Genomic DNA, 26,488 nt, shown 5'->3' with positions numbered 1-26,488 from the left:
ATTTTGAGAATATAAAACAACAACAGCAATATATAATGTTGTTTACTTATCGATAACGATTAGCATTTAGATTTATCGGTGAAAATTACGTTAATAAATATAAGTACATCAGCCCATCTATATAGCAATGGCTATAAGTCTGCTGATTATTTACGCGGAGCAAGTTCCGCGTTATAAAATCCTAACTTACTGACTTTTAAGTAAAACAGCAGATATCTTCTCCAGGTCGTCGATATTTCGTACGCGAATAAGCAAACGTCGCTGTTCTAATTGCATTACTAACACACCATCTTCCGATAAATTCATCTCTTTTATACGGCTATATTCAATCCACGCATTAGCAAAGAAAAAACCACGCATTTTAAAGATGATTTTGGGGGCGCGGATCCAGAATAGATAAATGCCCAACAAAGCCAGTGCAAATAATAACCACGTGGTTAACGGTGAACCGCCATTGGCGGTGTTGTTATAGATGAGGATCGCCAGTAAGCCGACAAAAATAGCCCCATCGGTACGGCTTCTGCGTAACAGGGGAACCGCCAGCAGCGTAGTACCCATGCGGCGCGGCATGATGAACTCATCATAGATGGCGAAAGCCAGCAGGGCGGCGATAAACAGTACCAATACGATATCCGTAATCGTCATTGTTTCTCCTTACATAAAAAAACCGGGGGCAAGCCCCCGGTTATCACATCACACATTAAAGACCCAGAAGACCAATGGCGTAACCTACAATCCCGATAACGAAGAAGCCAACGATGATCCACAGCGGGTTAACTTTCTTACGCAGCAACCACATGCAGGCGAAAGTAAGCAGCAGCGGCACCAGGCCCGGCATTAACTGATCGAGAATGGTTTGCACTGTCGTGACGTTGGTTTTACCGGTCTGATCGGTAATTTCAGATACCACAAGTGGAATGTTCACATGCGTCCACTTGTTAACCAGGGCCCCCATAACAAACAGGCCGAGAATTGACGCCCCCTCGGTCAGTTTTTGCAGGAAACCACCGCCCATATCTTTAACAATGTCGATACCTTTACGGTAGCCGTACGCCACGCCGTAATAACGTGTCGCCAGGCGGACGATATTGAATAAGAAGAAGAACAGCAATGGCCCGAGCAGGCTACCGCTCATGGCAATACCTGCACCGAGCGCTGCAAATACAGGACGCACTGTACCCCAGAAAATCGGGTCGCCGACGCCTGCCAGCGGCCCCATCAGACCAACTTTGATGCCGTTAATCGCACCATCGTCAATCTCTGCGCCGTTTGCTCGCTGCTCTTCCATCGCCAGCGTAACGCCCAGTACCGGCGCTGCAACGTATGGATGGGTGTTAAAGAACTCCAGATGACGTTTAATGGCCTGACGGCGCGCTTCGTTGTTTTCCGGGTACAAACGTTTAATCGCCGGCACCATCGAGAAGCAGAAGCCCAATGCCTGCATACGTTCGAAGTTCCATGACCCCTGGAACAGGTTAGAACGCAGGAACACGCCACGAATGTCACTCTGGGTGAGTTTTTTCTCAGTCGGAGTTTTTGTCATATCAACCATGTCGTTCACCTGTTAATCCAGTTCGTTATCAAGATCGTTGGAACCCGCAGCCGGAGCAGCACCGCCTGCTGAACGGTTATATTTCGGGCTGAGCTGAATGTAGAGAATCGCCATAACTGCACCGATAACACCCAGCGATACGAGGTTGAAATTGGTGAATGCCGCCGTCACGAAGCCGAGGTAGAAGAACGGCATCAGATAGCCTGCGCGCATCATATTGATGACCATCGCATAACCTACAACCACGATCATACCACCGGCGATATTCAGACCACTGGTTACCACTTCAGGAATGGCGCTCAGCATGTTCTGTACTTCACTGGTACCGACAGAGATAGCGACAATTACCGCTGGAATGGCGATACGCATAGCTTGCAGGAACAGGGAAGAGACGTGGATCCAGGAAAGCGCCGTCAGGTTGCCAGTTTCGGCTGCCTTATCCGCAGCATGCTGGAAGCCGACGGTAATGGTACGAACAATAATGGTCAGAACCTGGCCTGCCGCCGCCAGAGGAATGGCCAGCGCAATACCGGCACCGATGCTCTGATGACCGCCAATGACCAGAATGGTCGAGATAATCGACGCCAGCGCCGCATCGGGTGCGACCGCCGCACCGATGTTCATCCAGCCCAGAGCAATCATTTCCAGCGTACCGCCGATAATGATACCGGTTTTCATATCACCCAGAACGATGCCCACCAGCGTACATGCCACCAACGGACGGTGGAACTGGAATTCATCGAGTATCGACTCCATACCGGCAATACACGCGACGACGAACACCAGCACAATCTGAAGAGTGGTAATCTCCATTGTACTTCTCCTATAGCTAAATCAGACGTAAGTGTGAAAACTGAGTCAATCAGGCCGCCGCGGTTATTTCGCCACTTTGCTGATTAAATCCATCATTTTCAGTTTCGGATCGTTTGAAACTTTGCGGACTTCCAGCTCAATATTGCGTTCGTTCAATTTCTTGAATGCGGCAATATCTTTCTCGTCCACCGAAACCGCGTTATTCACCTGGGTTTTACCCTGACGATAAGCCATACCGCCAATGTTGACGGTGGTGATTTTTACCCCCTCTTCAACGACGCGTAGCACATCAGTTGGATTGGTGAACAGCAGCATCACGCGCTCGCCCGCGTATTTAGGGTTGTTATACACACGCACCATTTTGGCGACATCAACGACATGTGCCGTCACACCGGGAGGTGCAACCTGAGTCAGCAGAGTTTTACGGACATTATCTGCTGCCACTTCGTCACTCACGACGATAATACGCGTAACGTTAGTCTCTTTTGTCCAACGGGTAGCCACCTGGCCATGGATCAGACGGTCATCGATACGGGCAAGGCCGATAACCATATAATCATTAGGTCCCATTGGTTTGGTAGGTGCTGCCGCTTTCGGTGCCACAGGAGCAGGTGTGGGTTTTGCCACCGGCTGTGCTTTCAGCGCTTTCACACCTTCACGTCCGGTCTCCACCGCCAGTGCCACCAGTTCGTCAAACGTCGGGTTGTCATCCCGGGCCATCAGTGTTTCCACCAGCATCGGAATATTGACGCCAGCAATAACTTCATAATGCTCTTTATCGACGACAATGCGGCTGGCAGCGTTAAACGGGCTGCCGCCCCATGTATCGACGAGAAACAGCACCCCTTTGCCGGTATCCAGCTTCGCCAGCTGTGCGTTGTACTTTTCGATCAACGTTTCCGCATTTTCACCGGGAACAAAATCAATCCAACCGACGTTCTCCTGCTCGCCCAGCAGCATCTCGGCGGTTTTGAGCAACTGTTCCGCAGCCCAACCATGTGTGCCTATAACAATAGCAATGGTCACTTGCTACCTCCTTCTTCTTGTCGTTAACACACCATTAATTGATGTATTGTGAATCTGTCCCGGTAACGGTAAACCGAATCGATTCAGATAAGGGTTAAAGAGAACACCTTTGACTTTCGGGAATTATTTTAGATAGTGAAAAAATAATTTATGTGATGAAGATCCGTAATTTAGGTTTCCTCTTCGTGAAATTTCGAAGCGCAAAATATCCACACAAATTGCAAATTCCGGTAAATCTTTGCAAATTTCAAAGTCTCTCTGATATGTTTATCCTCCGTTTAATTAGTCAGGAGTATAGGGCAGCAGCCCACCGTATGGATCGTCACCGACGTCAGTTCACTTTTTGGCCTTCTCGTGCCACGCAGCCCGGCGTTTTCCGCCATTTCCCAACGATGTTCAATGTCATATTTGTGCATTTCCGCACACTGAATAACGCATCTCTTCTCAGGAGCCTGTCATGGAATTCTTAATGGATCCCTCGATTTGGGCGGGATTATTGACGCTGGTTGTTCTGGAAATTGTTCTCGGTATCGACAACCTGGTGTTTATTGCCATTCTTGCCGACAAACTGCCGCCGAAACAGCGTGATAAAGCGCGTCTCATTGGCCTGTCGCTCGCGTTGGTGATGCGACTGGGGCTGTTGTCGCTGATCTCGTGGATGGTCACGCTGACACAACCGCTTTTTTCCGTCTGGGATTTCACCTTCTCCGGGCGCGATCTGATTATGTTATTCGGCGGTGTGTTCCTGTTATTCAAGGCGACGACGGAACTGCATGAACGGCTGGAAAACCGCGAACATGAAAGCGGGCACGGCAAAGGCTACGCCAGCTTCTGGGTGGTCGTCGTGCAGATCGTTATTCTTGACGCGGTGTTCTCACTCGATGCGGTCATTACCGCAGTCGGCATGGTCAATCATCTGCCGGTAATGATGGCGGCTGTCGTTATTGCCATGGCGGTGATGTTGCTGGCGTCAAAACCGCTGACACGTTTTGTGAACCAACATCCCACGGTGGTCGTGCTCTGTCTGAGCTTCCTGCTGATGATTGGTTTGAGCCTGGTGGCCGAAGGTTTTGGCTTCCATATTCCGAAAGGTTACCTGTACGCGGCGATTGGTTTCTCCATCATCATTGAGTTCTTTAACCAGATTGCGCGCCGGAACTTTATTCGTCATCAGTCGCATCTGCCGCTGCGCGCCCGTACGGCTGATGCCATCGTGCGTTTGATGGGCGGCCGCCGCCAGTCGAACCCGCAAATTGAAGCGGATAGCCAGGCCTCCGTATCGGTGCCGGAAGGGGCGTTTGCGGAAGAAGAGCGTTATATGATTAACGGCGTATTAACGCTGGCCTCACGCTCGCTTCGCAGCATTATGACGCCGCGGGGTGATATCAGTTGGGTGGATGCAAATCTCGGCGTTGAACAAATCCGCCAACAGCTGTTGTCCTCGCCGCACAGCCTGTTCCCGGTTTGCCGTGGCGAGCTGGATGAAGTCATCGGCATTGTGCGTGCGAAAGAGATACTGGTCGCGCTGGAAGAGGGCGTAGATGTCGCCGCCATCGCTGCGGCAACGCCAGCGATTGTTGTGCCGGAAACCCTGGATCCGATTAAGCTGCTGGCCGTATTGCGCCGGGCACGCGGGAGTTTCGTTATCGTTACCAATGAGTTTGGTGTCGTGCAAGGGCTTGTAACGCCGCTGGACGTGCTGGAAGCAATCGCTGGTGAATTCCCGGATGCGGATGAAACGCCAGAAATTATTGCCGATGGTGACGGCTGGCTGGTCAAAGGCACCACGGACCTGCATGCGCTGCAACACACGCTGGGTCTGGACAACTTCATCGATGAAGACATTGCCACCGTAGCCGGCCTGGTGATTGCCGCGCGAGGGCAAATCCCGCCAGTGGGCGAAACCTTCGAAATGGCACCGTTGCATATCACCGTGATTGAAGCCAACGATTACCGTGTAGATCTGGTCCGTATTGTTAAAGAGCAACCTGCTCACGACGAAGAAGAGTAATCGTTATCCCGGCATTAACGGCGCGACATGGCCGTTATGCCGCTCCGGCGGCGGGGAGATATTCCCCGCCAGCCAGGCCGGAAAATCCTTCACTGGCATCGGTGCTGCAAAAAGAAACCCCTGCAACATATGCACACCCTGTTGGCGTAAATACAGCGCTTGTTGCGTTGTCTCCACACCTTCCGCGACCAGCTCGATATTCAGCCGTTGGCCGAGTGCGATAATCATATCGGTCACCGTCGAATTCACCGCATCCGTACCGATAGCCGCAGTATAAGACTTATCAATTTTCAGGATGTCCGGATGTAATTTCTCGAGCCACGAAAGCGAGCTATTACCCGTACCGAAATCATCAATGGCTATCTTTGCGCCATGGCGATGAAGTTCACGCAGCATACGGGATTCGACATCCAGCAACGCATCGCGCTCGGTGAGTTCAATGGTTAACTGCTGGGCGGGATTTTTATTAAACCAGAGCTGGACGAGATCTTTTAACAATTCACCGTGGCGCAAATGGCTTGGTGCAGCGTTGATGCCGATATGAAAGTGAGGATCAGCAGGAAAGAGCGCGAGTTGACGCTGGGTCTCAGCCAGCACATAACGTGTCAGCGGGGCAATCAGATGCTGCTCTTCGGCAATCGGGATAAATATCTCCGGCGAAATCCACCCCTGGCGTGGGTTGTGCCAGCGCAACAAAATTTCGACGCCCGCACACTGCATGTTGTGTGCATGGAGCAATGGCTGGCAAAACAGCTCAAACTCATGTCCGGCAAGCCCGAGGTTTATCTCGCGGGAAAAGCTCATGCGGTTGGCGGTGGCAAACCAGGCAATAAAACCGGTCAATAAACTCATCATTAGCGCCAGAGGCAACTGCGAGGGCAAATGCCACAGCGCCAGTCGCGTAGAACCCGGCCCGGTAACGCTGATGGTAAAAGGAAAATGGGCAGAAGTACGTTGGTAACGCTTTTCGTTTTCCAGCGGCGGTAAGTTATCCAGCACACCTTTGCCTTCGACCAGATGTTTGCCGCCTACGCTGAGGCTGACGCTGGTAATTAATGGTGCTTGCGGCTCCAGCATTAAATTACTCAGCAGCTCAATATTTACCGCCTCCATCACGCCACTTTGCCCGTCTTCACTGGTGGGATACCACAGGATCAAAATAGGGCGATCTTTTAACAGTGACTGATCGGTGGTGAGCACCAGTTTTTGCGAACGTGAAGGCAGAGAGGGTTGAAGCTGGTGAATGGCAACATCACGCTGGCCAAAAATACTTGAACAGTAGAGCGTTCCGTTTTGAATCAGGCCGATAGATCGCACGGTTTGCAGGCTTGCTGCCAGCTTGCGAAGCTGCAGGTGAATATCGCTGCAGGGGATGCCAACCAGCGGCACCAGCACACTGCGACCCGCTTCCAGCGGCAGCATCAATCGTTCAAGGGTTTTAACCGCGTGGTTGGTAAAGGCGTAGATGCGCTGATGATTTAAATTACGCTCCGAAATAAAGCGAAACGTGAGGGTTAAAAATAGTGCGACAGCGCCAACCAGCACGCAAACAATGGCGCGCCGTCGTCGGTAACTTTTGATGATCCGCTGAGCCGTCTGCATGCTGCTGCCGCCTGTAAAATCCCTGGCCTGATTTCCATGCCAGAACACTCAAAGTGTAGTGGGGAATTACCGAAGCGACGATAAATCGGTGAAAGATCACTCAACTGCAGCAAAGGTTAAAAAAAACGCCGTTCGGCTGAACGGCGTTGATAAGCAAGAATTAATCACACTGTACTTTGATGGCAAGCCCGCCACGCGATGTTTCGCGGTATTTGGCGTTCATATCTTTGCCGGTCTCATACATTGTTTCGATGACTTTATCGAGCGAGACGCGCGGCGCGCTGGTACGGCGCATGGCCATGCGCGAGGCGTTAATCGCTTTTACCGAAGCAATCGCGTTACGCTCAATGCACGGTACCTGCACTTGACCAGCCACCGGGTCGCAGGTCAGGCCCAGGTTGTGTTCCATGCCAATTTCCGCCGCCACGCAGACCTGTTCCGGGCTGGCGCCCAGCAGTTCTGCCAGGCCCGCAGCAGCCATAGAACAGGCAACGCCCACTTCGCCCTGGCAGCCAACTTCGGCGCCAGAAATGGAAGCGTTCATTTTGTACAATGCGCCGATGGCGCCAGCGGCGAGGAAATAGCGGATATAAATATCCGGGCTGACAGACTCGATAAAGTGGTCGTAATAGGCCAGTACAGCCGGAACGATACCGCAGGCACCGTTAGTTGGCGCAGTTACCACGCGGCCACCGGCGGCGTTTTCTTCGTTAACCGCTAGCGCAAACATATTCACCCAGTCGATAACATTCATCGGATCGCTGGAGAGCTTATCACTGGAAACCAACATACGACGCAGTGCGGAAGCGCGGCGCGGAACACGCAACGGCCCCGGCAGCACGCCTTCTGTATTCATGCCGCGATCGATACAGGCGCGCATGGTTGACCAGACATTACCGAAATACTCTTCAATCTCTTTTTTCGAGTGCAATGCCAGTTCGTTCTGCATCACCATGCCAGAAAGCGACAAACCGGTTTCTTTGCAATACTCAAGCATCTGAGTTGCGGAATTGAACGGATAAGGGACATTGACCGCGCTGGTGGTCTCTTTACCAAAATGCTCTTCATCGACGATAAAACCCCCGCCGATGGAATAGTAGGTTTTGCTGTAAATAGCGTTTTCGCCATTCAGCGCAGTGATGCGCATGCCGTTCTCATGTAGCGACAGGTTATCGCTGTGAAAACGCATCCCGTCATCTTTCGGGAAATCGACTTCATGACGTCCCTGCGCCAGCAGCAGACGACCGCGATTTTCTACATCACGGATAAAACCCGGGATTGCATCGATATCGACTGTGGCCGGCTCATTGCCCGCCAGCCCCATAATAATGGCGATATCGGTATGGTGGCCTTTCCCGGTAAGGGAGAGCGAGCCGTACACATCAACCACCACACGGGTGACGTTATCCAGCAATCCTTTTTCGACCAGGTCATCGACGAACTGCTTACCGGCCTTCATCGGGCCTACAGTGTGGGAAGATGAGGGACCAATCCCCACCTTAAACATGTCGAATAGACTAATCACATTAACGCTCCTGACAGGGTTACCGGCGTTTCCAGTAACGATGTAATAACTGCGCATAGTGTAAAAGGGAAGGCTATCATCAGCTTAACTATTCACATGAATTAAACTAATGGCTTACCTTGATTTTACTAATAGCGCGTACGCTGTCACAAAAGTGCTATGTGTAAAGTATAGTCAAGGTCTGCGCCCAATTTGCAGCGCCAGCGAGCGAATAATTCCCGCCGTCATGCCCCAGACAAAATAATGCTGATACCAGGATAACCACACCCGATGCGCATTGCCGTGGCGGTGGATATCCAGCGGATGATAGCGACCAAGACGCAGTGCTTCGGCCAGCGGCATTTCAAACACCGCTGCCACTTCATCTTCACTGGCGTGATAGGGTAAATCCGGCGGGATAATGCCCACTACCGGCGTAACCTGAAAACCAGTCACGCTATCAACTGGCGGTAAAACGCCAATCACTTCAACGACCTCGGGCGGAATGGCGACTTCTTCCTGCGCCTCACGCAGCGCTGCAGCGATTAGCGAGGCATCCGTACTGTCAACCGCGCCACCGGGGAAGGCCACCTGACCCGCGTGCTTGCGAAGCAGCGGCGAGCGTTGCGTCAGTAATAAGCCGGGCTGCTCACGGCGCACCACTGGCACCAGCACCGCCGCCTGACGTGTATTCGCCACCGCCGGGTTGAGTTGTGGGCGTAAAAGCTGAAAGCGCGATAAAAAATCATCCAGAGTTAAAGCCGGTTGCTCCACGAATCATCTCTCCAGTTGCCGCAGGATACGGTTAACTTTATCAAAAGTTTCCTGATACTCCGCCTCTTCCTGGCTGTCGGCTACGATGCCGCCGCCTGCGGAACAGTAAATTTTCCCCGCACAGGCGCTGAGGGTGCGAATGGTGATGCTGGTATCCATGTTCCCGCAGAAACTGAGATAGCCAATCGAGCCGCACCAGGCGTTGCGCCGCTGCGGTTCAAGTTCATCGATAATTTCCATCGCCCGCACTTTCGGTGCGCCGGTGATCGAGCCGCCCGGAAACGCGGCGCGCAGCAGATCGCTGGCATGTCGCCCGGCTGGCAATTTTGCCGTTACGGTGCTGACCAAATGGTGCACGGCAGGAAAAGGTTCGACGACGAAAAGTTCCGGCACGCGCACCGAACCCGGTGTCGCCACGCGACCGATATCGTTACGCATCAAATCAACAATCATCAGGTTTTCGGCCTGGTCTTTCGCTGAGGTGGCGAGTTTCTGTGCCTGCTGCGCATCTGCCTGCGGGTCGGCAAGCCTTGGCAACGTGCCTTTAATCGGGCGCGTTTCGATATTGTCGCGTTCAAGGCGAATAAAACGCTCCGGCGACAGGCTCAGGATCGCGCCGTGTTCAAGGCGCAAAAAAGCGCTGAACGGCGCGCGGTTTTCACGGTTAAGTTGGGTAAACGCCAGCCACTCATCCCCGCAATAGTTCGCAGCAAAACGCTGCGCCAGGTTGACCTGGTAGCAGTCGCCGCTGTGTAACCATGCCTGAACCTGGCGGAATTTTTCGCCATATTCGCCACGCGTCATATTGGCCTGCCAGGCGGATGTCAGCCGAAACGGCTGGCGCTGCGGTTCGCTTTGCGCCTGTAGCCATGCCAGCCTGGCGTTAACATCGCTATGGCTGAGCAACGTCACACGCTGCAACTGGTGGTCGACAATCAGCGCCCAGTCATAAATTCCGACCGCCATATCCGCGATGTTAATGTCCTGCATGGCAATCGCGGGCAGTTTTTCGAAGCGGCGGCCTAAATCATAGCCAAATAGCCCCAGCGCACCGCCCTGAAACGGCAGATCGGCATGAGGTTCGCATCGAAACGGGTAAGCATCCAGACGGTGTTGCAACAGGTGTAGCGGATCTTCCTGAGATATCTCGCTACCATTAAGGGTAGTAGTCTCGCCGCGCGTCGTTAGCGTCTCCAGCGGATCGGCCACCAGAATATCAAAACGATTGTGCGGATGTTTCGCATGGCCAGAATGCAACAACATGGCCCAGGGCTGGTGGCTGAGTGGGGCAAAGTAGTGTTCGGCGGCGTCCTGGCGCCACGGCAGCGAAATAACGGCGGGGGATAACGTCTTCATTGATCCTGACTCATGTGCGTCTGCGCTGGTGAAGCGCGCCGACGCATGGAATAATTAGCGCCAACAATTTAGCAGGAGTTGACAATGTTTGCAGGTTTACCTTCTCTTAGCCACGAGCAGCAGCAAAAAGCGGTAGAGCGTATCCAGGAATTAATGTCCGGTGGCATGAGCAGCGGGCAGGCGATTGCGCAGGTTGCTGAAGAGTTACGCGCCAGCCATACCGGCGAACGGATTGTGGCGCGCTTTGAAGATGAAGATGACGAGTAATTACACCGCGGCGATGATTTTGATTTCCACTTTATAACGCGGATTCATCAGCTTTGCCTGCACGGTGCAGCGCACCGGTGCATGGCCAGCAACAACCCAGCCATCCCACGCTTTATTCATGGCGGCGAAGTCGTCGCCATCGGCCAGAAAAATGGTGGCATCAAGAATGCGCGTTTTATCGCTACCTTGTTTGAGCAGAACCGCATCAATTTGCGCCAGCGTATTGGCCGTCTGTTCAAACGCATCGGCATCGAGGTTTTCCGGCACGCCAGTGTAGTAAAGCGTCTGGTTATGGATAACCACATCAGACCAGCGGTCTGCCGCATCAATACGCACAATTGTCATTAACTGTTCCTTCTTATTTGCCATGAATTCGCGGGCAAGAGTGCCATAAAAACCCGGCTGGCGTAAATCCGCTCACCCTGACATAATCACTGGCGATTTAACCAGGGGGTAGTGTGACGGACGATTTTGCAACAGACGGCCAATTAGCCAAAGCCATTGCGGGATTCAAACCGCGTGAACCGCAGCGCCAGATGGCGCAAGCCGTCACACACGCGATTGAGAACACGCAGCCGCTGGTGGTGGAAGCGGGCACCGGTACCGGTAAAACCTACGCCTACCTTGCGCCTGCGCTGCGCGCCGGGAAAAAAGTGATTATCTCCACCGGTTCGAAAGCCTTGCAGGATCAGCTTTACAGCCGCGATTTACCCACCGTCGCCAAAGCGCTGGAATTCACCGGACGTACCGCGCTGCTGAAAGGGCGCTCCAACTACCTCTGTATTGAACGTCTGGAACAGCAAGCGCTGGCGGGCGGCGATCTGCCGGTACAAACCTTAAGTGATGTTATTTTGCTGCGCTCCTGGTCGAACCAAACCACCGATGGTGACATCAGTACCTGCGTCAGTGTGGCGGAGGATTCGCAGGCGTGGCCGCTGGTGACCAGCACCAACGATAACTGTCTGGGTAGCGACTGCCCGATGTACAAAGACTGTTTCGTGGTCAAGGCGCGCAAAAAAGCGATGGATGCCGACGTGGTGGTGGTCAACCATCATCTGTTTCTTGCCGATATGGTGGTGAAAGAGAGCGGTTTCGGTGAGCTGATCCCGGAAGCCGAAGTGATGATCTTTGACGAAGCGCATCAGCTTCCCGATATCGCCAGCCAGTATTTTGGTCAGTCGCTCTCCAGCCGTCAGCTTCTTGATCTCGCAAAAGATTTCACCATTGCCTATCGCACCGAACTGAAAGATACCGCGCAGTTACAGAAGTGCGCCGATCGTCTGGCGCAGAGCACGCAGGATTTTCGCTTGCAGTTAGGTGAGCCGGGTTATCGCGGTAACCTGCGCGAGCTGCTGGCGGATGCGCATATTCAACGTGCGTTGTTGCTGCTCGATGATGCACTGGAACTCTGTTACGACGTGGCGAAGCTGTCGCTGGGCCGCTCCGCACTGTTGGATGCCGCTTTCGAACGCGCAACGACATATCGTGCGAGGCTGAAACGGCTCAAAGAGATCAATCAGCCAGGCTTTAGCTACTGGTATGAATGCACGTCACGTAACTTCACGCTGGCGTTAACGCCGCTGACCGTAGCGGATAAGTTTACCGAGGTGATGGCGCAGAAAAAGGGCAGTTGGATTTTCACCTCCGCAACGCTTTCGGTGAATGACGATCTGCACCATTTTACCGCGCGGCTTGGTATTGAAGGGGCGCAATCGCTGTTGCTGCCAAGCCCCTTTGATTATGAACGCCAGGCCTTGCTGTGCGTCCCGCGCAATCTTCCGCAGACCAATCAGCCAGGCGCTGCACGTCAGCTGGCGGCGATGCTTAGACCAATGATCGAAGCCAACAATGGCCGCTGCTTTATGCTGTGCACCTCGCACGCCATGATGCGTGATCTCGCCGAGCAATTTCGCGCCACCATGAGCCTGCCTGTATTGCTGCAGGGAGAAACCAGCAAAGGGCAACTGTTGCAGCAATTTGTGAATGCCGGTAATGCGTTACTGGTGGCAACCAGCAGTTTCTGGGAAGGGGTAGACGTGCGCGGCGATACATTATCGCTGGTTATTATTGATAAGCTGCCGTTTACATCCCCGGAAGATCCGTTGTTAAAAGCGCGGATGGAAGATTGCCGCCTGCGCGGAGGCGATCCGTTTGATGAAGTTCAATTGCCGGATGCGGTTATTACACTGAAACAGGGCGTCGGGCGCTTGATTCGTGATATTGACGATCGCGGCGTGCTGGTCATTTGCGATAACCGTCTGGTGATGCGTCCGTACGGCGCTGTGTTTCTTGCCAGCCTGCCGCCTGCTCCGCGAACTCGTGATATTCGCCGCGCGGTTGAATTTCTCGCCTCTCCCCCAGCGGAGTAATTTTCTGCGGACTGTGGTAAGATGCGCGCCATTTTGTTTTTCATGGACCGCTATACCCATGCGCATTCTGGCTATTGATACTGCCACAGAAGCTTGTTCTGTCGCCTTATGGAACGATGGAACGACCTTCGCTCACTTCGAACTTTGCCCACGTGAACACACGCAACGCATTCTGCCACTGGTCAGGGATGTGCTTGGCGATGCTGAACTTAAACTGACGCAGCTGGATGCACTGGCTTTTGGTCGTGGCCCGGGAAGTTTTACCGGTGTGCGCATCGGCATTGGCATTGCGCAGGGGCTGGCGCTCGGCGCTGACCTGCCGATGATTGGCGTGTCAACGCTGGCGACAATGGCGCAGGGCGCGTGGCGCAAAACGGGCGCGACCCGCGTGCTGGCAGCGATTGACGCACGAATGGGCGAAGTCTATTGGGCAGAGTATCAGCGCGATGAAAATGGCGTCTGGCACGGCGAAGAGACGGAAGCGGTATTAAAACCGCAAGCCGTAACTGAACGTTTGCAGCAGTTGGATGGCGAATGGGCGATGGTCGGTACTGGCTGGCCCGCATGGCCAGAGATGGGCAACAACAGTAGGGCAACTCTGCGTGATGGCGAGATCTTATTGCCCGCCGCAGAAGATATGCTGCCCATTGCTCGTCAACTGCTGGCGGCGCAGAAAACCGTCGCCGTCGAGCATGCCGAGCCGGTTTATTTGCGTAACGAAGTGGCATGGAAGAAACTTCCTGGCCGGGAATGAATCTCAGTAGTATCCACTGGGGTAAGGAGTCGCATCATGGCGGGTCAAAAAAAGGTTGTGCGCGGATTGCTGGCGGGGCTGGCAATCGCGGTATTAAGCGGTTGTGTTTCAGTGCCTGACGCGATTAAAGGAACCAGTCCCACGCCGCAGGATGATTTAGTGCGGGTGATGAGTGCGCCGTCGCTGTATGTCGGCCAGGAAGCCCGCTTTGGCGGTAAAGTGGTTGATATCCAGAATCAGCAGGGGAAAACCCGGCTTGAGATCGCTGCCGTACCGCTCGACAGCGGCGCGCGTCCGATTTTAGGCGAACCATCCGTTGGGCGTATCTTTGCCGACGTGAATGGTTTTCTCGACCCGGTTGATTTCCGCAATCAACTGGTGACCGTGGTTGGCCCGATAACCGGCACGGCAGACGGCAAAATTGGCAACGCGCCGTATAAATTTATGGTCATGCAGGCAAATGGTTACAAACGCTGGCGATTAACCCAGCAGGTAATGTTGCCGCCGCAGCCTATCGACCCGTGGTACTGGGGGCCGGGACCGCATCCACGCGCGTGGCACGGCGGGTACGGTGGATGGGGCTGGTTCCCGCCTGAACCTGCGCGAGTCGAGACGGTCGTAACAGAGTAATTTCTTGTTTTATCAGGAAAACGAAACAGCGGCTAAGCCGCTGTTTTTTATATTGGGCTTTGTATAAGAAAAATAATTAGTGACGCGCTTCGCAACCTTCAATCCGCTTAATTAATAAACTGGTACGCTGAGTTAATATTATGTTAACGGCTTGTTTATTAACTGGGGTTGTGATGACCAAGAATACTCATTTTAGAGGTGATGCATTGAAGAAGGTTTGGCTAAACCGGTATCCCGCCGATGTTCCGGCGGAGATCAATCCTGACCGTTATCAATCCCTGGTTGAATTATTTGAACACTCCACGGCGCGTTATGCCGATCAGCCTGCGTTTATCAACATGGGCGAGGTAATGACGTTCCGTAAACTTGAAGAGCGCAGCCGGGCGTTTGCGGCTTACTTACAGCAGGGGCTGGGGCTGCAAAAAGGCGACCGCGTTGCGCTGATGATGCCGAATCTTCTGCAATACCCGGTGGCGCTGTTTGGTATCTTGCGCGCCGGGATGATCGTGGTGAACGTCAACCCGCTTTATACCCCGCGTGAACTGGAACACCAGCTTAATGACAGCGGTGCTGCCGCGATTGTTATTGTGTCGAATTTCGCCCATACGCTGGAAAAGGTCGTTGATAAAACACAGGTGCGACATGTCATTTTGACGCGCATGGGCGACCAGCTTTCCCCGGCGAAAGGGACGCTGGTCAACTTCGTTGTGAAATATGTGAAACGGCTGGTACCGAAGTATCATCTGCCGGACGCGATCTCCTTTCGCCGGGCGCTGCAAGCCGGCTACCGCATGCAGTACATCAAACCTGAAGTGGTTGCCGAAGATCTCGCCTTCCTGCAATACACCGGCGGCACAACCGGCGTGGCGAAAGGGGCCATGCTGACGCACCGCAATATGCTGGCAAACCTTGAACAGGTGAACGCGACTTACGGGCCGCTGCTGCATCGCGGGAAAGAGCTGGTGGTGACCGCGTTGCCGCTGTACCACATTTTCGCCCTGACCATGAACTGCCTGCTGTTTATTGAGCTCGGCGGGCAAAACTTGTTGATCACCAACCCGCGCGATATTCCGGGGCTGGTGAAAGAACTTGGCAAATATCCGTTTACGGCCATGACCGGCGTGAACACGCTGTTCAACGCGTTGCTGAATAATGAAGATTTCCGCAAACTGGACTTCTCCTCGCTACACCTTTCCGCAGGCGGCGGGATGCCTGTTCAGCAGGCGGTTGCCGATCGGTGGGTGAAATTAACCGGGCAGTATCTGCTGGAAGGTTACGGTCTGACCGAATGTGCGCCGCTGGTCAGTGTGAATCCGCACGATATTGACTACCACAGCGGTAGCATCGGCCTGCCGGTTCCCTCAACGGAAGCCAAACTGGTCGATGACGACAACAATGAAGTCTCGCCGGGCGAACCGGGTGAACTGTGCGTGAAAGGGCCGCAGGTGATGCTGGGATACTGGCAACGCCCGGACGCCACGGATGAGATCCTGCGTGACGGCTGGCTGCACACTGGCGATATTGCGGTAATGGATGACGAAGGCTTCCTGCGCATTGTTGATCGCAAAAAAGATATGATTCTGGTTTCCGGTTTTAATGTCTATCCGAATGAAATCGAGGATGTGGTGATGCAACATGCCGGCGTGCAGGAAGTGGCGGCTGTTGGCGTACCATCAGAAAACAGCGGCGAAGCGGTGAAGATTTTCGTGGTGAAAAAAGACGCCTCGCTGAACGAAGATGCGCTGATCGCTTTCTGTCGCCGTCAACTGACCGGATATAAAGTGCCGAAGCTGGTTGAATTTCGCAATGAACTGCCAAAATCGAACGTTGGCAAGATTTTAAGGCGAGAATTGCGTGACGAAGCGCGTGGCAAAGTGGACAATAACGCCTGAGCTATGCGTGAGTCCCCCTAACGCCGGTTAAGCCGGCGTTTTTTATGGGCGCAACTAAAGAGAAGATGACGTGAATTACCAGATGATAACGACGAACGATGCGCTGGCAGCGTTATGTGAAGCCGCCCGCGCATTTCCAGCGATTGCCCTGGACACCGAATTTGTCCGCACCCGCACCTATTATCCGCAACTGGGGTTGATCCAGCTGTATGACGGTGAACATGTGGCGCTGATTGATCCGCTGGCCATCACCGACTGGACGCCGTTTCGCGATTTGCTCATCAACACCGCCGTGACCAAATATTTGCATGCGGGAAGTGAAGATCTGGAAGTGTTCCTCAATGCGTTTGGCGTACAGCCACAGCCGATGATTGACACCCAGATCCTCGCCGCGTTCTGCGGCCGCCCGCTGTCGTGGGGCTTTGCTGCGATGGTAGAAGAGTTTACCGGGCTGGTGATTGATAAGAGCGAATCCCGCACTGACTGGCTGGCACGTCCGCTGACCGAGCGTCAGTGCGATTACGCCGCCGCCGATGTGTGGTATCTGCTGCCTATCGCCGGAAAATTGCTGGCGGAAACCGATCAGGCTGGAAGGCTGGATGCTGCACTGGATGAGTGTCGTCTGATGATGCAACGCCGCCAGGAAGTGTTAGCCCCGGAAGAGGCGTGGCGCGAAATTACCAACGCGTGGCAATTGCGTACGCGCCAGCTTGCCTGCCTGCGTTTGCTTGCTGACTGGCGCCTGCGCAAAGCGCGTGAGCGCGATTTAGCCGTCAACTTTGTGGTGCGTGAAGAGAACCTGTGGGCAGTGGCGCGTTACATGCCTGGCAGTATGGGCGAGCTGGACAGTATTGGTCTTTCCGGGAGCGAAATCCGCTTCCATGGCAAAACGCTGCTGGCGCTGGTTGCGCAGGCGCAGGCCTTGCCGGAAGAGGCGCTGCCAGAGCCGCTGCTTAACCTGATGGATATGCCGGGTTATCGTAAAGCGTTTAAAGCTATCAAAGCACTGGTGCAGACCATCAGCGAAAGTCAGGGCATTAGCGCTGAGCTGCTGGCATCACGTCGGCAGATTAATCAATTACTCAACTGGCACTGGAAATTGAAACCGCAAAATTCGTCACCGGAATTAATTAGCGGCTGGCGCGGGGAATTGATGGCCGATCAGCTGAAAATATTACTTGCGGAATACCCGCGTTAAATACTGTAAATAAATACAGCTTATTTGCGGAAATAAAATAAAAAAGGCAGAAAATATTCTGCCTTTTTTTATCCCTGCATGGGAGGGAATCTATTTTGTCTCTTCGGTTTCCGGTAGGGTGACGTTGAGTTCCAGAATGGAAATATCATCCCCTTTTTGCTCCAGTTGCACCGACACCATTTCCGGATCGATTTGCACATATTTGCAGATCACTTCCAGAATGTCCCGCTTCAGTTGCGGTAAATAATGCGGTTCAGCATCGCTGCGGCGGCGTTCTGCAACAATAATCTGCAGACGCTCTTTCGCAATGCTAGCGGTGTTCTTTTTTCTGGAGAGAAAAAAGTCGAGTAATGCCATAACTTATCCTCCGAACAGGCGTTTGAGGAAACCTTTCTTCTCTTCTTCAATGAAGCGGAAAGGACGATCTTCTCCCAGCAGACGCTCCACGGCATCGGCATAAGCTTTGCCGGCGTCAGCATTGGTATCCAAAATAACCGGCTCACCCTGGTTCGACGCGCGTAACACCGATTGATCTTCCGGGATCACGCCAATCAGCTTGATACGCAGGATTTCCAGCACATCTTCCATGCTGAGCATGTCACCACGGTTTACGCGACCCGGGTTATAACGGGTGAGCAGCAGATGCTCTTTAATCGGCTCTTCGCCATTTTCCGCGCGGCGGGATTTCGACGCCAGAATACCGAGAATTCGGTCGGAGTCGCGCACGGAAGAGACTTCCGGGTTGGTGGTAATAATCGCTTCATCAGCGAAGTAGAGCGCCATCAATGCGCCTGTCTCAATGCCTGCCGGGGAGTCGCAGACGATAAAATCGAAGTCCATTTTCTTCAGGTCTTCCAGCACTTTATCGACGCCTTCGCGAGTCAGAGCGTCTTTATCACGTGTTTGCGATGCCGGGAGAATGTAGAGGTTCTCAGTGCGTTTATCTTTGATTAACGCCTGGTTGAGTGTGGCATCGCCCTGAATAACGTTAACGAAATCATAAACCACGCGGCGCTCGCAGCCCATAATCAGGTCGAGATTACGCAGGCCGATATCGAAGTCGATAACGACGGTCTTTTTGCCCTTCTGGGCTAAACCAGTAGCGATGGCCGCGCTGGAGGTGGTCTTGCCAACGCCCCCTTTACCCGAAGTAACAACAATAATGCGTGCCATAGGAGTTCCTTGTTAAAAGGGCTTAATTTAAGGGTTGAATTGTCAAAGCGTCGTTGGCCAACTGCAAACGCGCCGCTTTGCCATAAAATTCGGCCGGGATTTGATCGCTCAGCCAGTATTCCCCCGCAATGGAGACCAGCTCCGGCGTGAGATGAGAACAGAATATTTGGGCGTCTTTATCGCCACTGGCACCGGCCAGCGCCCGACCGCGCATCATGCCATAGACATGAATGTTGCCATCGGCGATAAGCTCCGCGCCTGCGCTAACGTGGCTGGTGACAATCAAATCACAATTTGGCGCATAAATGCGCTGCCCGGAACGCACCGGCGCGTCAATTAAGCGTGTTTTTGTGACCGGCGCCGCAACCGGCGTCGGTTCAGGCGCGCGCTCTTTACGCGGTGCTTTCTCTTTTCCTTCCGTCAGCAGCGGAAGACCGGCACGTTCAACTTCAGCCTTCAGTTCTGGATCTTTGCAACCGCTGATGCCAACCACATGTAAATCCGTTGTGGTGATAGCCTGCAACAGCGCGGGCCAGTTAACAGCGCCTTCCAGCGCGGAAACATTGACAACGATAGGAGCGTGCAGCAAAAAAGCGGGAGCCTGAGCGATTTTGTCTTCTAACGCCTGACGAATAACCTCGGGTTTTGCATCATGCAAATGAACCACTGATAAGGTAAAACTACTGCCTTTTAGCTCGATGGGCGTATTTGACATCCTGACCTTACTCATTTTGCTATTATCACCCGCATCTTGAGTGATATTCCGAAGACTATCAGGCATGTTATAGTCACTATTATTTTCAGGCAAGTAACCTCCCGATAATTCCGAGTAAAAGTATGTTTTGTGTGATCTACCGAAGTGCCCGACGCGATCAGACTTATCTGTACGTCGAAAAAAGAGACGATTTTTCCCGCGTGCCGGAAGCATTAATGCAAAGTTTCGGTCAGCCGCAACTGGCAATGATTTTGCCGCTTGATGGCCGTAAAAAATTAGTCGGTGCAGATTTAGAAAAAGTAAAAGAGGCGTTAATTTCGCAGGGCTATTATTTGCAACTTCCTCCGCCGCAAGAAAATTTATTGAAGCAGCATCTCGCCGACCAGGGTAAAGAATAATCCTGCTGCAATAACGGCGAAACGCTCCGCCGTTTCTTATTTATGGCTATTGTATCGCCGTAACATATTGGCATTTGACAAACCGTCGGGTGGCGCGGATAGTCATTTTTCGCTCATGTTCAATGTGTTACCGGAGGTCGTACACCATGTATCAACATCATAACTGGCAGGGCGCTCTGCTGGATTTCCCGGTGAGTAAAGTGGTTTGCGTTGGCAGCAACTATGCGAAACATATTAAAGAGATGGGGAGCGCTACCCCGGAAGAGCCGGTACTGTTTATCAAACCTGAAACTGCACTGTGTGATATTCGCCAGCCGCTGGCGCTGCCGCAGGATTTTGGTTCGGTTCACCATGAAGTTGAGCTGGCGGTGCTGATTGGCGCAACGCTGCGTCAGGCGACGGAAGAGCATGTGAAAAAAGCCATTGCCGGTTATGGTGTCGCGCTCGATCTGACGCTGCGCGATCTGCAAGGCAAAATGAAAAAAGCCGGGCAGCCATGGGAAAAAGCGAAAGGGTTTGATAATTCCTGCCCGATCTCTGGGTTTATCCCGGCGGCGGAATTCCAGAGCGATCCGCAAAACACCACGCTTGGGCTGAAAATCAACGGCGAAATGCGCCAGCAGGGCACTACGGCGGATATGATCCATAAAATTATTCCGCTGATTGCTTATATGAGCCGCTTCTTCACCTTAAAAGCCGGCGATGTCATTCTGACCGGCACGCCAGAAGGGGTAGGGCCGTTGAACAGTGGCGATGAGCTGGAAGTCAGTTTTGACGGGCTTGCGTTAACGACCCGCGTACTTTAAAGCAATTTGCCGCCTTTCCTGGCGGCAAAACTTGCATCCGCATGCCAGACTGGTTATAAGGTGCACCCTGGATTTCAACGGCGGATTTCATCATGAGCGACACTCCTTTCTGGCAAAGCAAAGCCCTCGACCAAATGACGGACGCGGAGTGGGAGTCGCTGTGTGACGGCTGCGGACAGTGTTGCCTGCATAAGTTGATGGATGAAGACACTGATGAAATCTATTTCACCAACGTTGCCTGCCGTCAGCTAAACATTAAAACCTGCCAGTGCCGCAACTATGAACGCCGCTTCGAGTATGAGCCGGACTGCATCAAGCTGACCCGTGAAAATCTCCCCACGTTTGAATGGCTGCCGCCAAGCTGTGCTTATCGTCTGCTGGCGGAAGGAAAAGCATTGCCACTGTGGCACCCGCTGCGCACAGGCTCAAAAGCCGCCATGCATGCGGAGCGTATTTCGGTACGCCACATTGCGGTGAAAGAATCAGAAGTTCGCGACTGGCAGGAGCATATTCTTAACAAACCAGAGTGGGCAGAGTGAAGCGTTGATATGAAAGGAAATTTTGACTACTGATTTTGTGCCTGGGGCATCTGTGGGGCAAAACCTCCAAAGTTAGCGTTCAGAATATCCATTTGATTGCTGTTATTGTCGGTCATCCATTTTCCATAAACGTTGTAAACCATCTGCGCTGATGTATGCCCCATCTGCGTAGCAATGAAGTTTGGATTTGCACCAGCGCTTAATGCCCAGCAAGCGTATGTATGTCGTGACTCATACGCCCGGCGATGCCTGATGCCAGAACGCCTGAGAAGTTCGTTCCATGTCGCGCCAAATGATCCAGGCGCATACCACTCGCCACCTTTACCGTTCCTTGCTGTAAGACGCGGAACAAAAACAAACGTGCAGACATCGGTTCTTGTCCTGCCAAACTCCCTCAAATGCACATCTATATGATGCTGTTTTCCCATTCTCGTATATGCCATCTGGCTTTTCAGCGCCTGCATGGCTGCTTCTGTAAGAATAATCTCCCTGTTGCCGCATTCCGTTTTCGGCGGTGTGAAGTGCCCCTTTATGGCTATGTTACGACTGACAGTGATAGTCCCTTTCTTCATGTCGATATCTTCCCATGCCAGCGCGCATATTTCACCGTGACGCAACCCGGTGTTGATCGCGAGTATCCACAAATTCATGATCTGCTCTGAGGGACAGGCATTAAGAAGGCGGTGATATTCATCGCGGGTAAGAGGATCAGGCTCTGCCTTACTCTTTCTTAACGGTTCAATTCCGTCGAAAGGGTTTCGCTCGATATAGCCATTCTGCTTTGCGAACTTAAACATCCCGCCAAGGCAATTAAGATAAACATTCACCGTGCGTACCGTCCTGCCTTTCTTTGCAGATCTGTTTTTCTGATACTTTCCGCATATCTGAAAACCAGTAAGCAATTCCCTTCTAACCTGCAGGACAGCTTCATTGCTTATGCTGGTTACCATCCGTTCCTGGCCGATGATTTCCACACAAATTTTAATGTATGAAACATAACGCCTGAAAGAGTTAAGGGTGATCTCCATCCTTTTTAGCTCAAGCCACCGTTCCGCCAGTTCGCCAACTGTGACGCCGGGGCGAAGATGCCCGAAGCGTCCAAGGTTTGGTGACTGCGGAAACTGTTCGGCATAGTTGAATGCCCCAGTCTTGATTGCATAGCAGATAGATGTCCGTAACTCGCCGGCCATTTTTCTGTTCTTTGGTGTATCTGGGACGCCCAGGTTTTCACGAACTCGGTTCCCCTGGTAAATAAACCACAGGCGTAGCTTGCCCCCGTGGTTTTCTACCCCGGTCGGATATTTTGACATGCTTCTTCCTCTGTTATGAAAGAGGGGCTATTTAAGCAGATTTTTGACGAGGGATCGCCGGGCGCTGACGTTCTACCCAGTTATCGACTTCATGGCGGTTGTAGAGGATAGGGGAGTTGTCCTTGGGCTGGCAGTCACCAGAGTAATGACGGTACTCACGTCCTTCCATCCACGACTTTTCTCGCGCGGACTTGATAGCGTTTTTGGTCAGGCCAGTAATCGCCATCAGCACTTCTTCCGATACCCATTTATTCGGTACCAGTTGGATCACTTCACTCATGGTTTACTCCAGGCAAAAAGAAGCCGCCCGCAGGCGGCAAACATCAAGGGATGATAGATAGGTCTTATCGGTGCTCAGCACCCAACAGGCGACTCAGTGAATCGCCTGTAAGTTGCGTCATTTCAATAAGCCAAGGTCGTAGTTAAGGTGTTCAAGGCATTCGCGGTCCTGCTCAAAACAGTAGTCGTACTGCGCTTGCCATCCGTGATATTCGCGAACCAATTGCCACTTCCATCCACCCGCATGCAGAACGCGGCGCACCTTCCGTTTGACCAACCGATCAATATCGAATATCACTCCGCCGCCACTTCCGATCCCATTGCGTAAAACGTCAAGGTCTACTTCAATGACGCGATACAGCTTTGGAAGTTTTGGTAATTCTTCTATTCGCATCACAATCCCCTCTGCTTATTCTTCAGTTCGATAATGCCCTGGCACTCAGCGCACGTCTGGCAGCCGGGAACGGCAACACGCCGCGCCTGCGGGATATCCTCGCCGCACTCTTCGCAATGCTCCGCAGATACCGCGTTACGGTTGATACGGTGCGCCTGAATGGCATTGTTGATGTTCTGCTCTACAAGCTCGTTGGCCTGGTCGATGATTTCTGAAGGCATCATGCACCCCGTGGAATGAAGTAGATGATCCAGGACAAGGCCACCATAAAAATAGTGAGCCGAATGATGTAGCCATGCCCCATAACTCGGTATGCGTTTTGCCATAAGACAAAAGACATGGCAGCGACAAAAGCTTGAAATCCAACTGCCACGCAGAAGGTGATAAGCAATAAATCTTTCATCATGCACCGCCTTCCGGTCGTTTATTCCATGCTGCAATAGCGCGGCTTATTTTGTTTTGTCCTACCATTTGTGCTGATTGCGCATCGCAGTTGAAACAGCGAACAATTGCTGACTGAAATGGGCAGTCATCTTCATCCTGAGAAAACGCCTCACATTCTTTGCTGCCACAAAACGGGCATGGTTTGATTTGCTCTTTCACGATTCCACTCCATACCAGCCGGTCATCCGGCCTATGCTGATAACGAATGCCACAAGGCTGACGCCCATAGGCTCTATTTTTTTGTGGTGCTTTTTGAGGATCGGCGGCACCGCGTCATTCCATTTCGGCTTAGGCCGGGCTTTCATTGCCTGGCGGATTTCGTCCACGCATTTACGGCCCTGCGCGCGAAGGATGTTTTCTTTCTCTTCGGGTGTCATGGTTAAACTCCCAGGGTGGCTATGATGTCGGAAGCGGCTTCGCGGGTACCTGACTTACTGGACATTGAACGCCGCGCTCTGATGTGATGAATTTTCATACCTTGCTGTTCGTAAAGCTCAATGACCTTCGGTGCCGATGAATTACTGATCACCACTTTCGCTCCGCGTTGATGGGCTGCTACGCAGCATTCAGCAAGAGCAACCTGATCAGCCCATGAAAAACCGCCTGCTGCATAACTGGTGAAGCCATCAGTTCCGGGCAGCGGTTCGTAAGGCGGATCGCAGTAAACGACATCATCAGCACCGGCCAGTGATAGCGTCTGCCTGTAACTGGCAGCCATGAACACGCATTTATGAGAACGGGATTTGAATGCCTTTACCTCTTCGGCTGGGAAGTGGGGCGACGCATAACTCCCGTAACCAACGTTGAGCTGATTGCTGCGGTTATAGCGAATCAACCCGTTAAAGCAGTGTCGGTTCAGGTACAGAAATGCAGCAGCTCTCTCGGGTGCGCTGAGACGCTGGCTGTTAAACTCTTCCCGGAGTTCCATGTAGGCATCTTCATTTGCTGCACGCTTAAACAATTCCTGCGCAAACGACAGGACGCGGATATGGTCGACGTCGAGCATGGTGTACAGGTTGATCAGGTCCGGATTAACATCTGCCAGAAGAAATTGTTCATGCTTATCAGAGTTGAGAAACACTGATCCCCCGCCGACAAATGGCTCAATCAGACGGTTGCCAGCCGGGATATGCCGATCCAATTCCGAAAGCAGAGAGAATTTACCGCCAGCCCATTTGAGAAACGGGCGCTGCCATGTTCGCGGAGCCGATTCCTCTTTCGGGATAGCGGAAGCAATGCGTTCGCCAATCCAGCGCATGACTGGTACCGCCATGCTGTTCCCTATTGCTTTATAACGTGGGCCATCCGGGCAATCGGTAGCATCTTTGCCGCGCCACGCAATGAGTGTGTGATCGTCAGGGAATCCCTGAAGGCGTTCACATTCGCGCGGTGTTAGCCGGCGAACAGATAATGCATTTGCGACTTCCGGAGGCTGGCCGCTGTTAGCGTGGCTTGCCTCGTGGTTGCCGGCGCGGATGGTTGGCGATAAATCAACTGTGGCATCAGCGCCATGATCCTTATAGCTGAAGGCGATGCAGGCATTTTCCTGTCCATGATTGCGCCCTAATGTATGAGCCAGTTCGCTATTAACATCAGGATCCTGCGTTCCATGCACCGCGAATGTTTCGACATCAAAGTCGGTACGTTGGCCTTTCGCAGTGAGGCATGCGGCAACATCGATATTTCCGCTGGTATTTCCGCCGCCAAATGCAATCAGATGCCCGGCTTGTGCCTGGTTGTCATCCGCGCCACACGTTCCAACGCCTCGCGCAGTAAGGGCGGCAACTGCCGATTGCGGTTCTCTGCACGGCGGAGTATCCCGGCGCACGCCTTCGAACTCAAAAAGTACTTTTGCGGGATCGAATCCACTTCGAGCACTTGCGACAACGAACACACGCTTGCGTCGTTGGGCCACTCCGAAAAATTGAGCGTCGAGCACTCGCCAGGCGACAATGCGCGATGGTCCAAACACACAACCAGCGTTCGACCATTTTCCCCCTGTCGAGATGAGTTCGCTATCTTCTCCGGCAAGCCCAGCAAGAAAGCAGCCGAAGGCGTTGTCTTTGCTGCTGAGCACGCCGGGGACGTTTTCCCAGACGATAATGGCTTCTTCTTCACCGGCTTCGCGGCGCTTGTCATCGATGGCATCTGCCAGCTCCACATAGGAAAGGGTTAATTGCCCGCGCGCGTCGTCGAGCCCGTTGCGTAAACCTGCAATGCTGAATGCCTGGCATGGCGTTCCGCCAACAAGAATTTCCGGTGCTTCAACTGTTCCTGCGCGAACCGCCGCGGCGATTTTGGTCATGTCGCCCAGGTTCGCTACATCAGGCCAGCGCGCAGCCAGCACCGCAGCCGGGAATTTTTCTATCTCTGCGAACCACGCAGCTTTCCAGCCCAATGGCTCCCATGCAACGGTGGCGGCTTCAATGCCACTGCAAACGGATCCGTATCTCATCAGTCACGCTCCGGGTCGAATTCATGCCAGTTGTTGCGCTCGTAGTTGGCCTGCAACCGGCGCGCTGCTACTTCCTCAATGCTGCGACCGGTTAGCTCTGCTACTTTGGCGTTGTTGTGACGCCACAGTAGCGCCAGTTCTTCGGGAGACCATACAGGCATAATTGAACCTCCGGATGCTCTGCAAAGAGCGTTTCGCTTACTGCGAACTGAGTGGATGGAGCGTCC

Annotated in this window: 32 protein-coding genes; 11 read left to right on the top strand and 21 right to left on the bottom strand. The window is 52.9% G+C overall.

What is annotated here, in order from left to right:
* Nucleotides 1-186 precede the first annotated feature (186 nt).
* From ACFX4U_RS04945 to manX, 4 genes are all read right to left on the bottom strand, one after another.
* Nucleotides 187-645, bottom strand: a complete 459-nt coding sequence (locus tag ACFX4U_RS04945; protein ID WP_305735751.1) for a DUF986 family protein — start codon at nt 643-645, stop codon at nt 187-189.
* A gap of 55 nt (nt 646-700) precedes the next feature.
* Nucleotides 701-1,552 carry a PTS mannose transporter subunit IID gene (locus tag ACFX4U_RS04940; RefSeq protein WP_065368270.1) on the bottom strand — a complete coding sequence of 284 codons (852 nt, stop codon included), beginning with the start codon at nt 1,550-1,552 and terminating at the stop codon, nt 701-703.
* Nucleotides 1,553-1,564: 12 nt separating this feature from the next.
* The gene (locus tag ACFX4U_RS04935) at nt 1,565-2,365 is read right to left on the bottom strand and encodes a PTS mannose/fructose/sorbose transporter subunit IIC (RefSeq protein ID WP_305735752.1); all 801 of its coding nucleotides are present in this window, start codon (nt 2,363-2,365) and stop codon (nt 1,565-1,567) included.
* A gap of 63 nt (nt 2,366-2,428) precedes the next feature.
* Nucleotides 2,429-3,391 (bottom strand): PTS mannose transporter subunit IIAB, encoded by a 963-nt coding sequence (manX, locus tag ACFX4U_RS04930; protein ID WP_313507665.1) that lies wholly within the window; start codon nt 3,389-3,391, stop codon nt 2,429-2,431.
* 155 nt (nt 3,392-3,546) lie between these two features.
* On the opposite strand from manX, the gene ACFX4U_RS04925 reads away from it, so the two are divergent.
* Together ACFX4U_RS04925 and yoaE are read left to right on the top strand one after the other, a co-directional pair.
* A complete protein-coding gene (locus ACFX4U_RS04925; protein WP_380220863.1) occupies nt 3,547-3,861 on the top strand; it encodes a protein YoaL in 315 nt (104 codons plus the stop codon).
* On the top strand, nt 3,849-5,402 hold the full coding sequence (gene yoaE, locus ACFX4U_RS04920) for a CNNM family cation transport protein YoaE (RefSeq protein WP_313507664.1): 1,554 nt from the start codon (nt 3,849-3,851) through the stop codon (nt 5,400-5,402). The genes ACFX4U_RS04925 and yoaE overlap by 13 nt, the downstream gene beginning before the upstream one ends.
* Nucleotides 5,403-5,405: 3 nt before the next feature.
* On the opposite strand, the gene ACFX4U_RS04915 is transcribed toward yoaE, so the two are convergent.
* The 4 genes from ACFX4U_RS04915 to pabB form a co-directional block, all read right to left on the bottom strand.
* On the bottom strand, nt 5,406-7,004 hold the full coding sequence (locus tag ACFX4U_RS04915) for an EAL domain-containing protein (RefSeq protein ID WP_313507663.1): 1,599 nt from the start codon (nt 7,002-7,004) through the stop codon (nt 5,406-5,408).
* Nucleotides 7,005-7,164: 160 nt separating this feature from the next.
* Complete coding sequence (sdaA, locus tag ACFX4U_RS04910) at nt 7,165-8,529, bottom strand: L-serine ammonia-lyase (RefSeq protein WP_313507662.1); 1,365 nt, start codon at nt 8,527-8,529, stop codon at nt 7,165-7,167.
* A 174-nt stretch (nt 8,530-8,703) separates the two neighbouring features.
* Entirely contained in the window at nt 8,704-9,282 is a 579-nt protein-coding gene (locus ACFX4U_RS04905; protein WP_249881577.1) for a CoA pyrophosphatase, read from the bottom strand.
* 3 nt (nt 9,283-9,285) lie between these two features.
* Nucleotides 9,286-10,638, bottom strand: a complete 1,353-nt coding sequence (pabB, locus tag ACFX4U_RS04900; protein ID WP_313507661.1) for an aminodeoxychorismate synthase component 1 — start codon at nt 10,636-10,638, stop codon at nt 9,286-9,288.
* A gap of 84 nt (nt 10,639-10,722) precedes the next feature.
* Between pabB and ACFX4U_RS04895 the strand changes: the two genes are divergently transcribed.
* Nucleotides 10,723-10,905, top strand: coding sequence for a YoaH family protein (locus ACFX4U_RS04895; RefSeq protein ID WP_097399590.1), 183 nt, complete (start codon nt 10,723-10,725; stop codon nt 10,903-10,905).
* Here ACFX4U_RS04895 and ACFX4U_RS04890 read toward each other — a convergent pair whose 3' ends face one another.
* Nucleotides 10,906-11,250 (bottom strand): RidA family protein, encoded by a 345-nt coding sequence (locus ACFX4U_RS04890; protein WP_305735758.1) that lies wholly within the window; start codon nt 11,248-11,250, stop codon nt 10,906-10,908.
* 113 nt (nt 11,251-11,363) lie between these two features.
* Here ACFX4U_RS04890 and ACFX4U_RS04885 point away from each other — a divergent pair, with 113 nt between their 5' ends.
* From ACFX4U_RS04885 to rnd, 5 genes are all read left to right on the top strand, one after another.
* Complete coding sequence (locus ACFX4U_RS04885) at nt 11,364-13,274, top strand: ATP-dependent DNA helicase (RefSeq protein WP_313507660.1); 1,911 nt, start codon at nt 11,364-11,366, stop codon at nt 13,272-13,274.
* A 58-nt stretch (nt 13,275-13,332) separates the two neighbouring features.
* Nucleotides 13,333-14,028 (top strand): tRNA (adenosine(37)-N6)-threonylcarbamoyltransferase complex dimerization subunit type 1 TsaB, encoded by a 696-nt coding sequence (tsaB, locus tag ACFX4U_RS04880; RefSeq protein ID WP_313507659.1) that lies wholly within the window; start codon nt 13,333-13,335, stop codon nt 14,026-14,028.
* A gap of 36 nt (nt 14,029-14,064) precedes the next feature.
* Nucleotides 14,065-14,658, top strand: coding sequence for a Slp family lipoprotein (locus ACFX4U_RS04875; protein ID WP_200550676.1), 594 nt, complete (start codon nt 14,065-14,067; stop codon nt 14,656-14,658).
* Between the two features lie 206 nt (nt 14,659-14,864).
* Nucleotides 14,865-16,550 (top strand): long-chain-fatty-acid--CoA ligase FadD, encoded by a 1,686-nt coding sequence (gene fadD, locus ACFX4U_RS04870; RefSeq protein WP_313507707.1) that lies wholly within the window; start codon nt 14,865-14,867, stop codon nt 16,548-16,550.
* 70 nt (nt 16,551-16,620) lie between these two features.
* Nucleotides 16,621-17,748 carry a ribonuclease D gene (gene rnd, locus ACFX4U_RS04865; protein ID WP_313507658.1) on the top strand — a complete coding sequence of 376 codons (1,128 nt, stop codon included), beginning with the start codon at nt 16,621-16,623 and terminating at the stop codon, nt 17,746-17,748.
* Between the two features lie 90 nt (nt 17,749-17,838).
* Here rnd and minE read toward each other — a convergent pair whose 3' ends face one another.
* Genes minE through minC form a run of 3 tightly spaced genes read right to left on the bottom strand, consistent with a single transcriptional unit; the run spans nt 17,839 to nt 19,636 of the window.
* Nucleotides 17,839-18,105 (bottom strand): cell division topological specificity factor MinE, encoded by a 267-nt coding sequence (gene minE / locus ACFX4U_RS04860; RefSeq protein WP_017456990.1) that lies wholly within the window; start codon nt 18,103-18,105, stop codon nt 17,839-17,841.
* Nucleotides 18,106-18,108: 3 nt separating this feature from the next.
* Nucleotides 18,109-18,921 (bottom strand): septum site-determining protein MinD, encoded by an 813-nt coding sequence (gene minD / locus ACFX4U_RS04855; protein ID WP_017456991.1) that lies wholly within the window; start codon nt 18,919-18,921, stop codon nt 18,109-18,111.
* 22 nt (nt 18,922-18,943) lie between these two features.
* Entirely contained in the window at nt 18,944-19,636 is a 693-nt protein-coding gene (gene minC, locus ACFX4U_RS04850) for a septum site-determining protein MinC (RefSeq protein WP_017456992.1), read from the bottom strand.
* A gap of 122 nt (nt 19,637-19,758) precedes the next feature.
* Here minC and ACFX4U_RS04845 point away from each other — a divergent pair, with 122 nt between their 5' ends.
* The 3 genes from ACFX4U_RS04845 to ACFX4U_RS04835 all read left to right on the top strand — a co-directional run bounded on the left by ACFX4U_RS04845 (nt 19,759) and on the right by ACFX4U_RS04835 (nt 21,379).
* Complete coding sequence (locus tag ACFX4U_RS04845) at nt 19,759-20,034, top strand: YcgL domain-containing protein (protein ID WP_086874110.1); 276 nt, start codon at nt 19,759-19,761, stop codon at nt 20,032-20,034.
* Between the two features lie 146 nt (nt 20,035-20,180).
* On the top strand, nt 20,181-20,840 hold the full coding sequence (locus ACFX4U_RS04840; protein WP_313507657.1) for a fumarylacetoacetate hydrolase family protein: 660 nt from the start codon (nt 20,181-20,183) through the stop codon (nt 20,838-20,840).
* A gap of 92 nt (nt 20,841-20,932) precedes the next feature.
* Nucleotides 20,933-21,379: a YcgN family cysteine cluster protein gene (locus ACFX4U_RS04835; protein ID WP_380218620.1), complete on the top strand. Its 447-nt coding sequence runs from the start codon at nt 20,933-20,935 to the stop codon at nt 21,377-21,379.
* A gap of 26 nt (nt 21,380-21,405) precedes the next feature.
* Here the strand turns inward: ACFX4U_RS04835 and ACFX4U_RS04830 are convergent, their stop codons facing one another.
* The 9 genes from ACFX4U_RS04830 to ACFX4U_RS04790 all read right to left on the bottom strand — a co-directional run bounded on the left by ACFX4U_RS04830 (nt 21,406) and on the right by ACFX4U_RS04790 (nt 26,422).
* The gene (locus tag ACFX4U_RS04830; protein ID WP_380218621.1) at nt 21,406-22,689 is read right to left on the bottom strand and encodes an Arm DNA-binding domain-containing protein; all 1,284 of its coding nucleotides are present in this window, start codon (nt 22,687-22,689) and stop codon (nt 21,406-21,408) included.
* Nucleotides 22,690-22,720: 31 nt separating this feature from the next.
* Nucleotides 22,721-22,969: an excisionase family protein gene (locus ACFX4U_RS04825; RefSeq protein WP_002462823.1), complete on the bottom strand. Its 249-nt coding sequence runs from the start codon at nt 22,967-22,969 to the stop codon at nt 22,721-22,723.
* 117 nt (nt 22,970-23,086) lie between these two features.
* Nucleotides 23,087-23,362 (bottom strand): hypothetical protein, encoded by a 276-nt coding sequence (locus ACFX4U_RS04820; protein ID WP_380218622.1) that lies wholly within the window; start codon nt 23,360-23,362, stop codon nt 23,087-23,089.
* The gene (locus ACFX4U_RS04815; RefSeq protein ID WP_380218636.1) at nt 23,362-23,583 is read right to left on the bottom strand and encodes a TraR/DksA family transcriptional regulator; all 222 of its coding nucleotides are present in this window, start codon (nt 23,581-23,583) and stop codon (nt 23,362-23,364) included. The genes ACFX4U_RS04820 and ACFX4U_RS04815 overlap by 1 nt, the downstream gene beginning before the upstream one ends.
* Nucleotides 23,583-23,768 (bottom strand): hypothetical protein, encoded by a 186-nt coding sequence (locus ACFX4U_RS04810; RefSeq protein WP_380218623.1) that lies wholly within the window; start codon nt 23,766-23,768, stop codon nt 23,583-23,585. Before ACFX4U_RS04810 ends, ACFX4U_RS04815 begins: the two co-directional genes overlap by 1 nt.
* The gene (locus ACFX4U_RS04805) at nt 23,765-23,965 is read right to left on the bottom strand and encodes a Lar family restriction alleviation protein (protein WP_380218624.1); all 201 of its coding nucleotides are present in this window, start codon (nt 23,963-23,965) and stop codon (nt 23,765-23,767) included. The genes ACFX4U_RS04810 and ACFX4U_RS04805 overlap by 4 nt, the downstream gene beginning before the upstream one ends.
* Nucleotides 23,962-24,183 carry a hypothetical protein gene (locus tag ACFX4U_RS04800; protein ID WP_380218625.1) on the bottom strand — a complete coding sequence of 74 codons (222 nt, stop codon included), beginning with the start codon at nt 24,181-24,183 and terminating at the stop codon, nt 23,962-23,964. The genes ACFX4U_RS04805 and ACFX4U_RS04800 overlap by 4 nt, the downstream gene beginning before the upstream one ends.
* 2 nt (nt 24,184-24,185) lie before the next feature.
* Entirely contained in the window at nt 24,186-26,261 is a 2,076-nt protein-coding gene (locus tag ACFX4U_RS04795) for a Dam family site-specific DNA-(adenine-N6)-methyltransferase (RefSeq protein WP_380218626.1), read from the bottom strand.
* Nucleotides 26,261-26,422, bottom strand: coding sequence for a hypothetical protein (locus ACFX4U_RS04790; protein ID WP_380218627.1), 162 nt, complete (start codon nt 26,420-26,422; stop codon nt 26,261-26,263). Before ACFX4U_RS04790 ends, ACFX4U_RS04795 begins: the two co-directional genes overlap by 1 nt.
* Nucleotides 26,423-26,488: the final 66 nt, after the last annotated feature.

It is taken from the genome of Kosakonia sp. YIM B13588, assembly GCF_042788165.1.
GTDB classification, from domain to species: Bacteria; Pseudomonadota; Gammaproteobacteria; order Enterobacterales; family Enterobacteriaceae; genus Kosakonia; species Kosakonia sacchari.
The sequence above is the reverse complement of the archived record's forward strand: the minus strand, read 5'-3'. Positions and strand labels throughout refer to the sequence as shown.

Coding starts and splice junctions, on each gene's coding strand:
- ACFX4U_RS04875 (WP_200550676.1), top strand. CDS start 14,065: ATGGCGGGTCAAAAAAAGGTTGTGCGCGGATTGCTGGCGGGGCTGGCA.
- minE (WP_017456990.1), bottom strand. CDS start 18,105: ATGGCATTACTCGACTTTTTTCTCTCCAGAAAAAAGAACACCGCTAGC.
- ACFX4U_RS04815 (WP_380218636.1), bottom strand. CDS start 23,583: ATGCCTTCAGAAATCATCGACCAGGCCAACGAGCTTGTAGAGCAGAAC.
- ACFX4U_RS04945 (WP_305735751.1), bottom strand. CDS start 645: ATGACGATTACGGATATCGTATTGGTACTGTTTATCGCCGCCCTGCTG.
- ACFX4U_RS04825 (WP_002462823.1), bottom strand. CDS start 22,969: ATGAGTGAAGTGATCCAACTGGTACCGAATAAATGGGTATCGGAAGAA.
- ACFX4U_RS04830 (WP_380218621.1), bottom strand. CDS start 22,689: ATGTCAAAATATCCGACCGGGGTAGAAAACCACGGGGGCAAGCTACGC.
- minD (WP_017456991.1), bottom strand. CDS start 18,921: ATGGCACGCATTATTGTTGTTACTTCGGGTAAAGGGGGCGTTGGCAAG.
- ACFX4U_RS04820 (WP_380218622.1), bottom strand. CDS start 23,362: ATGCGAATAGAAGAATTACCAAAACTTCCAAAGCTGTATCGCGTCATT.
- ACFX4U_RS04925 (WP_380220863.1), top strand. CDS start 3,547: ATGAAGATCCGTAATTTAGGTTTCCTCTTCGTGAAATTTCGAAGCGCA.
- ACFX4U_RS04895 (WP_097399590.1), top strand. CDS start 10,723: ATGTTTGCAGGTTTACCTTCTCTTAGCCACGAGCAGCAGCAAAAAGCG.
- ACFX4U_RS04935 (WP_305735752.1), bottom strand. CDS start 2,365: ATGGAGATTACCACTCTTCAGATTGTGCTGGTGTTCGTCGTCGCGTGT.
- ACFX4U_RS04835 (WP_380218620.1), top strand. CDS start 20,933: ATGAGCGACACTCCTTTCTGGCAAAGCAAAGCCCTCGACCAAATGACG.
- ACFX4U_RS04840 (WP_313507657.1), top strand. CDS start 20,181: ATGTATCAACATCATAACTGGCAGGGCGCTCTGCTGGATTTCCCGGTG.
- ACFX4U_RS04800 (WP_380218625.1), bottom strand. CDS start 24,183: ATGACACCCGAAGAGAAAGAAAACATCCTTCGCGCGCAGGGCCGTAAA.
- yoaE (WP_313507664.1), top strand. CDS start 3,849: ATGGAATTCTTAATGGATCCCTCGATTTGGGCGGGATTATTGACGCTG.
- pabB (WP_313507661.1), bottom strand. CDS start 10,638: ATGAAGACGTTATCCCCCGCCGTTATTTCGCTGCCGTGGCGCCAGGAC.
- minC (WP_017456992.1), bottom strand. CDS start 19,636: ATGTCAAATACGCCCATCGAGCTAAAAGGCAGTAGTTTTACCTTATCA.
- ACFX4U_RS04790 (WP_380218627.1), bottom strand. CDS start 26,422: ATGCCTGTATGGTCTCCCGAAGAACTGGCGCTACTGTGGCGTCACAAC.
- ACFX4U_RS04940 (WP_065368270.1), bottom strand. CDS start 1,552: ATGGTTGATATGACAAAAACTCCGACTGAGAAAAAACTCACCCAGAGT.
- ACFX4U_RS04795 (WP_380218626.1), bottom strand. CDS start 26,261: ATGAGATACGGATCCGTTTGCAGTGGCATTGAAGCCGCCACCGTTGCA.
- tsaB (WP_313507659.1), top strand. CDS start 13,333: ATGCGCATTCTGGCTATTGATACTGCCACAGAAGCTTGTTCTGTCGCC.
- ACFX4U_RS04845 (WP_086874110.1), top strand. CDS start 19,759: ATGTTTTGTGTGATCTACCGAAGTGCCCGACGCGATCAGACTTATCTG.
- ACFX4U_RS04890 (WP_305735758.1), bottom strand. CDS start 11,250: ATGACAATTGTGCGTATTGATGCGGCAGACCGCTGGTCTGATGTGGTT.
- ACFX4U_RS04915 (WP_313507663.1), bottom strand. CDS start 7,004: ATGCAGACGGCTCAGCGGATCATCAAAAGTTACCGACGACGGCGCGCC.
- ACFX4U_RS04810 (WP_380218623.1), bottom strand. CDS start 23,768: ATGATGAAAGATTTATTGCTTATCACCTTCTGCGTGGCAGTTGGATTT.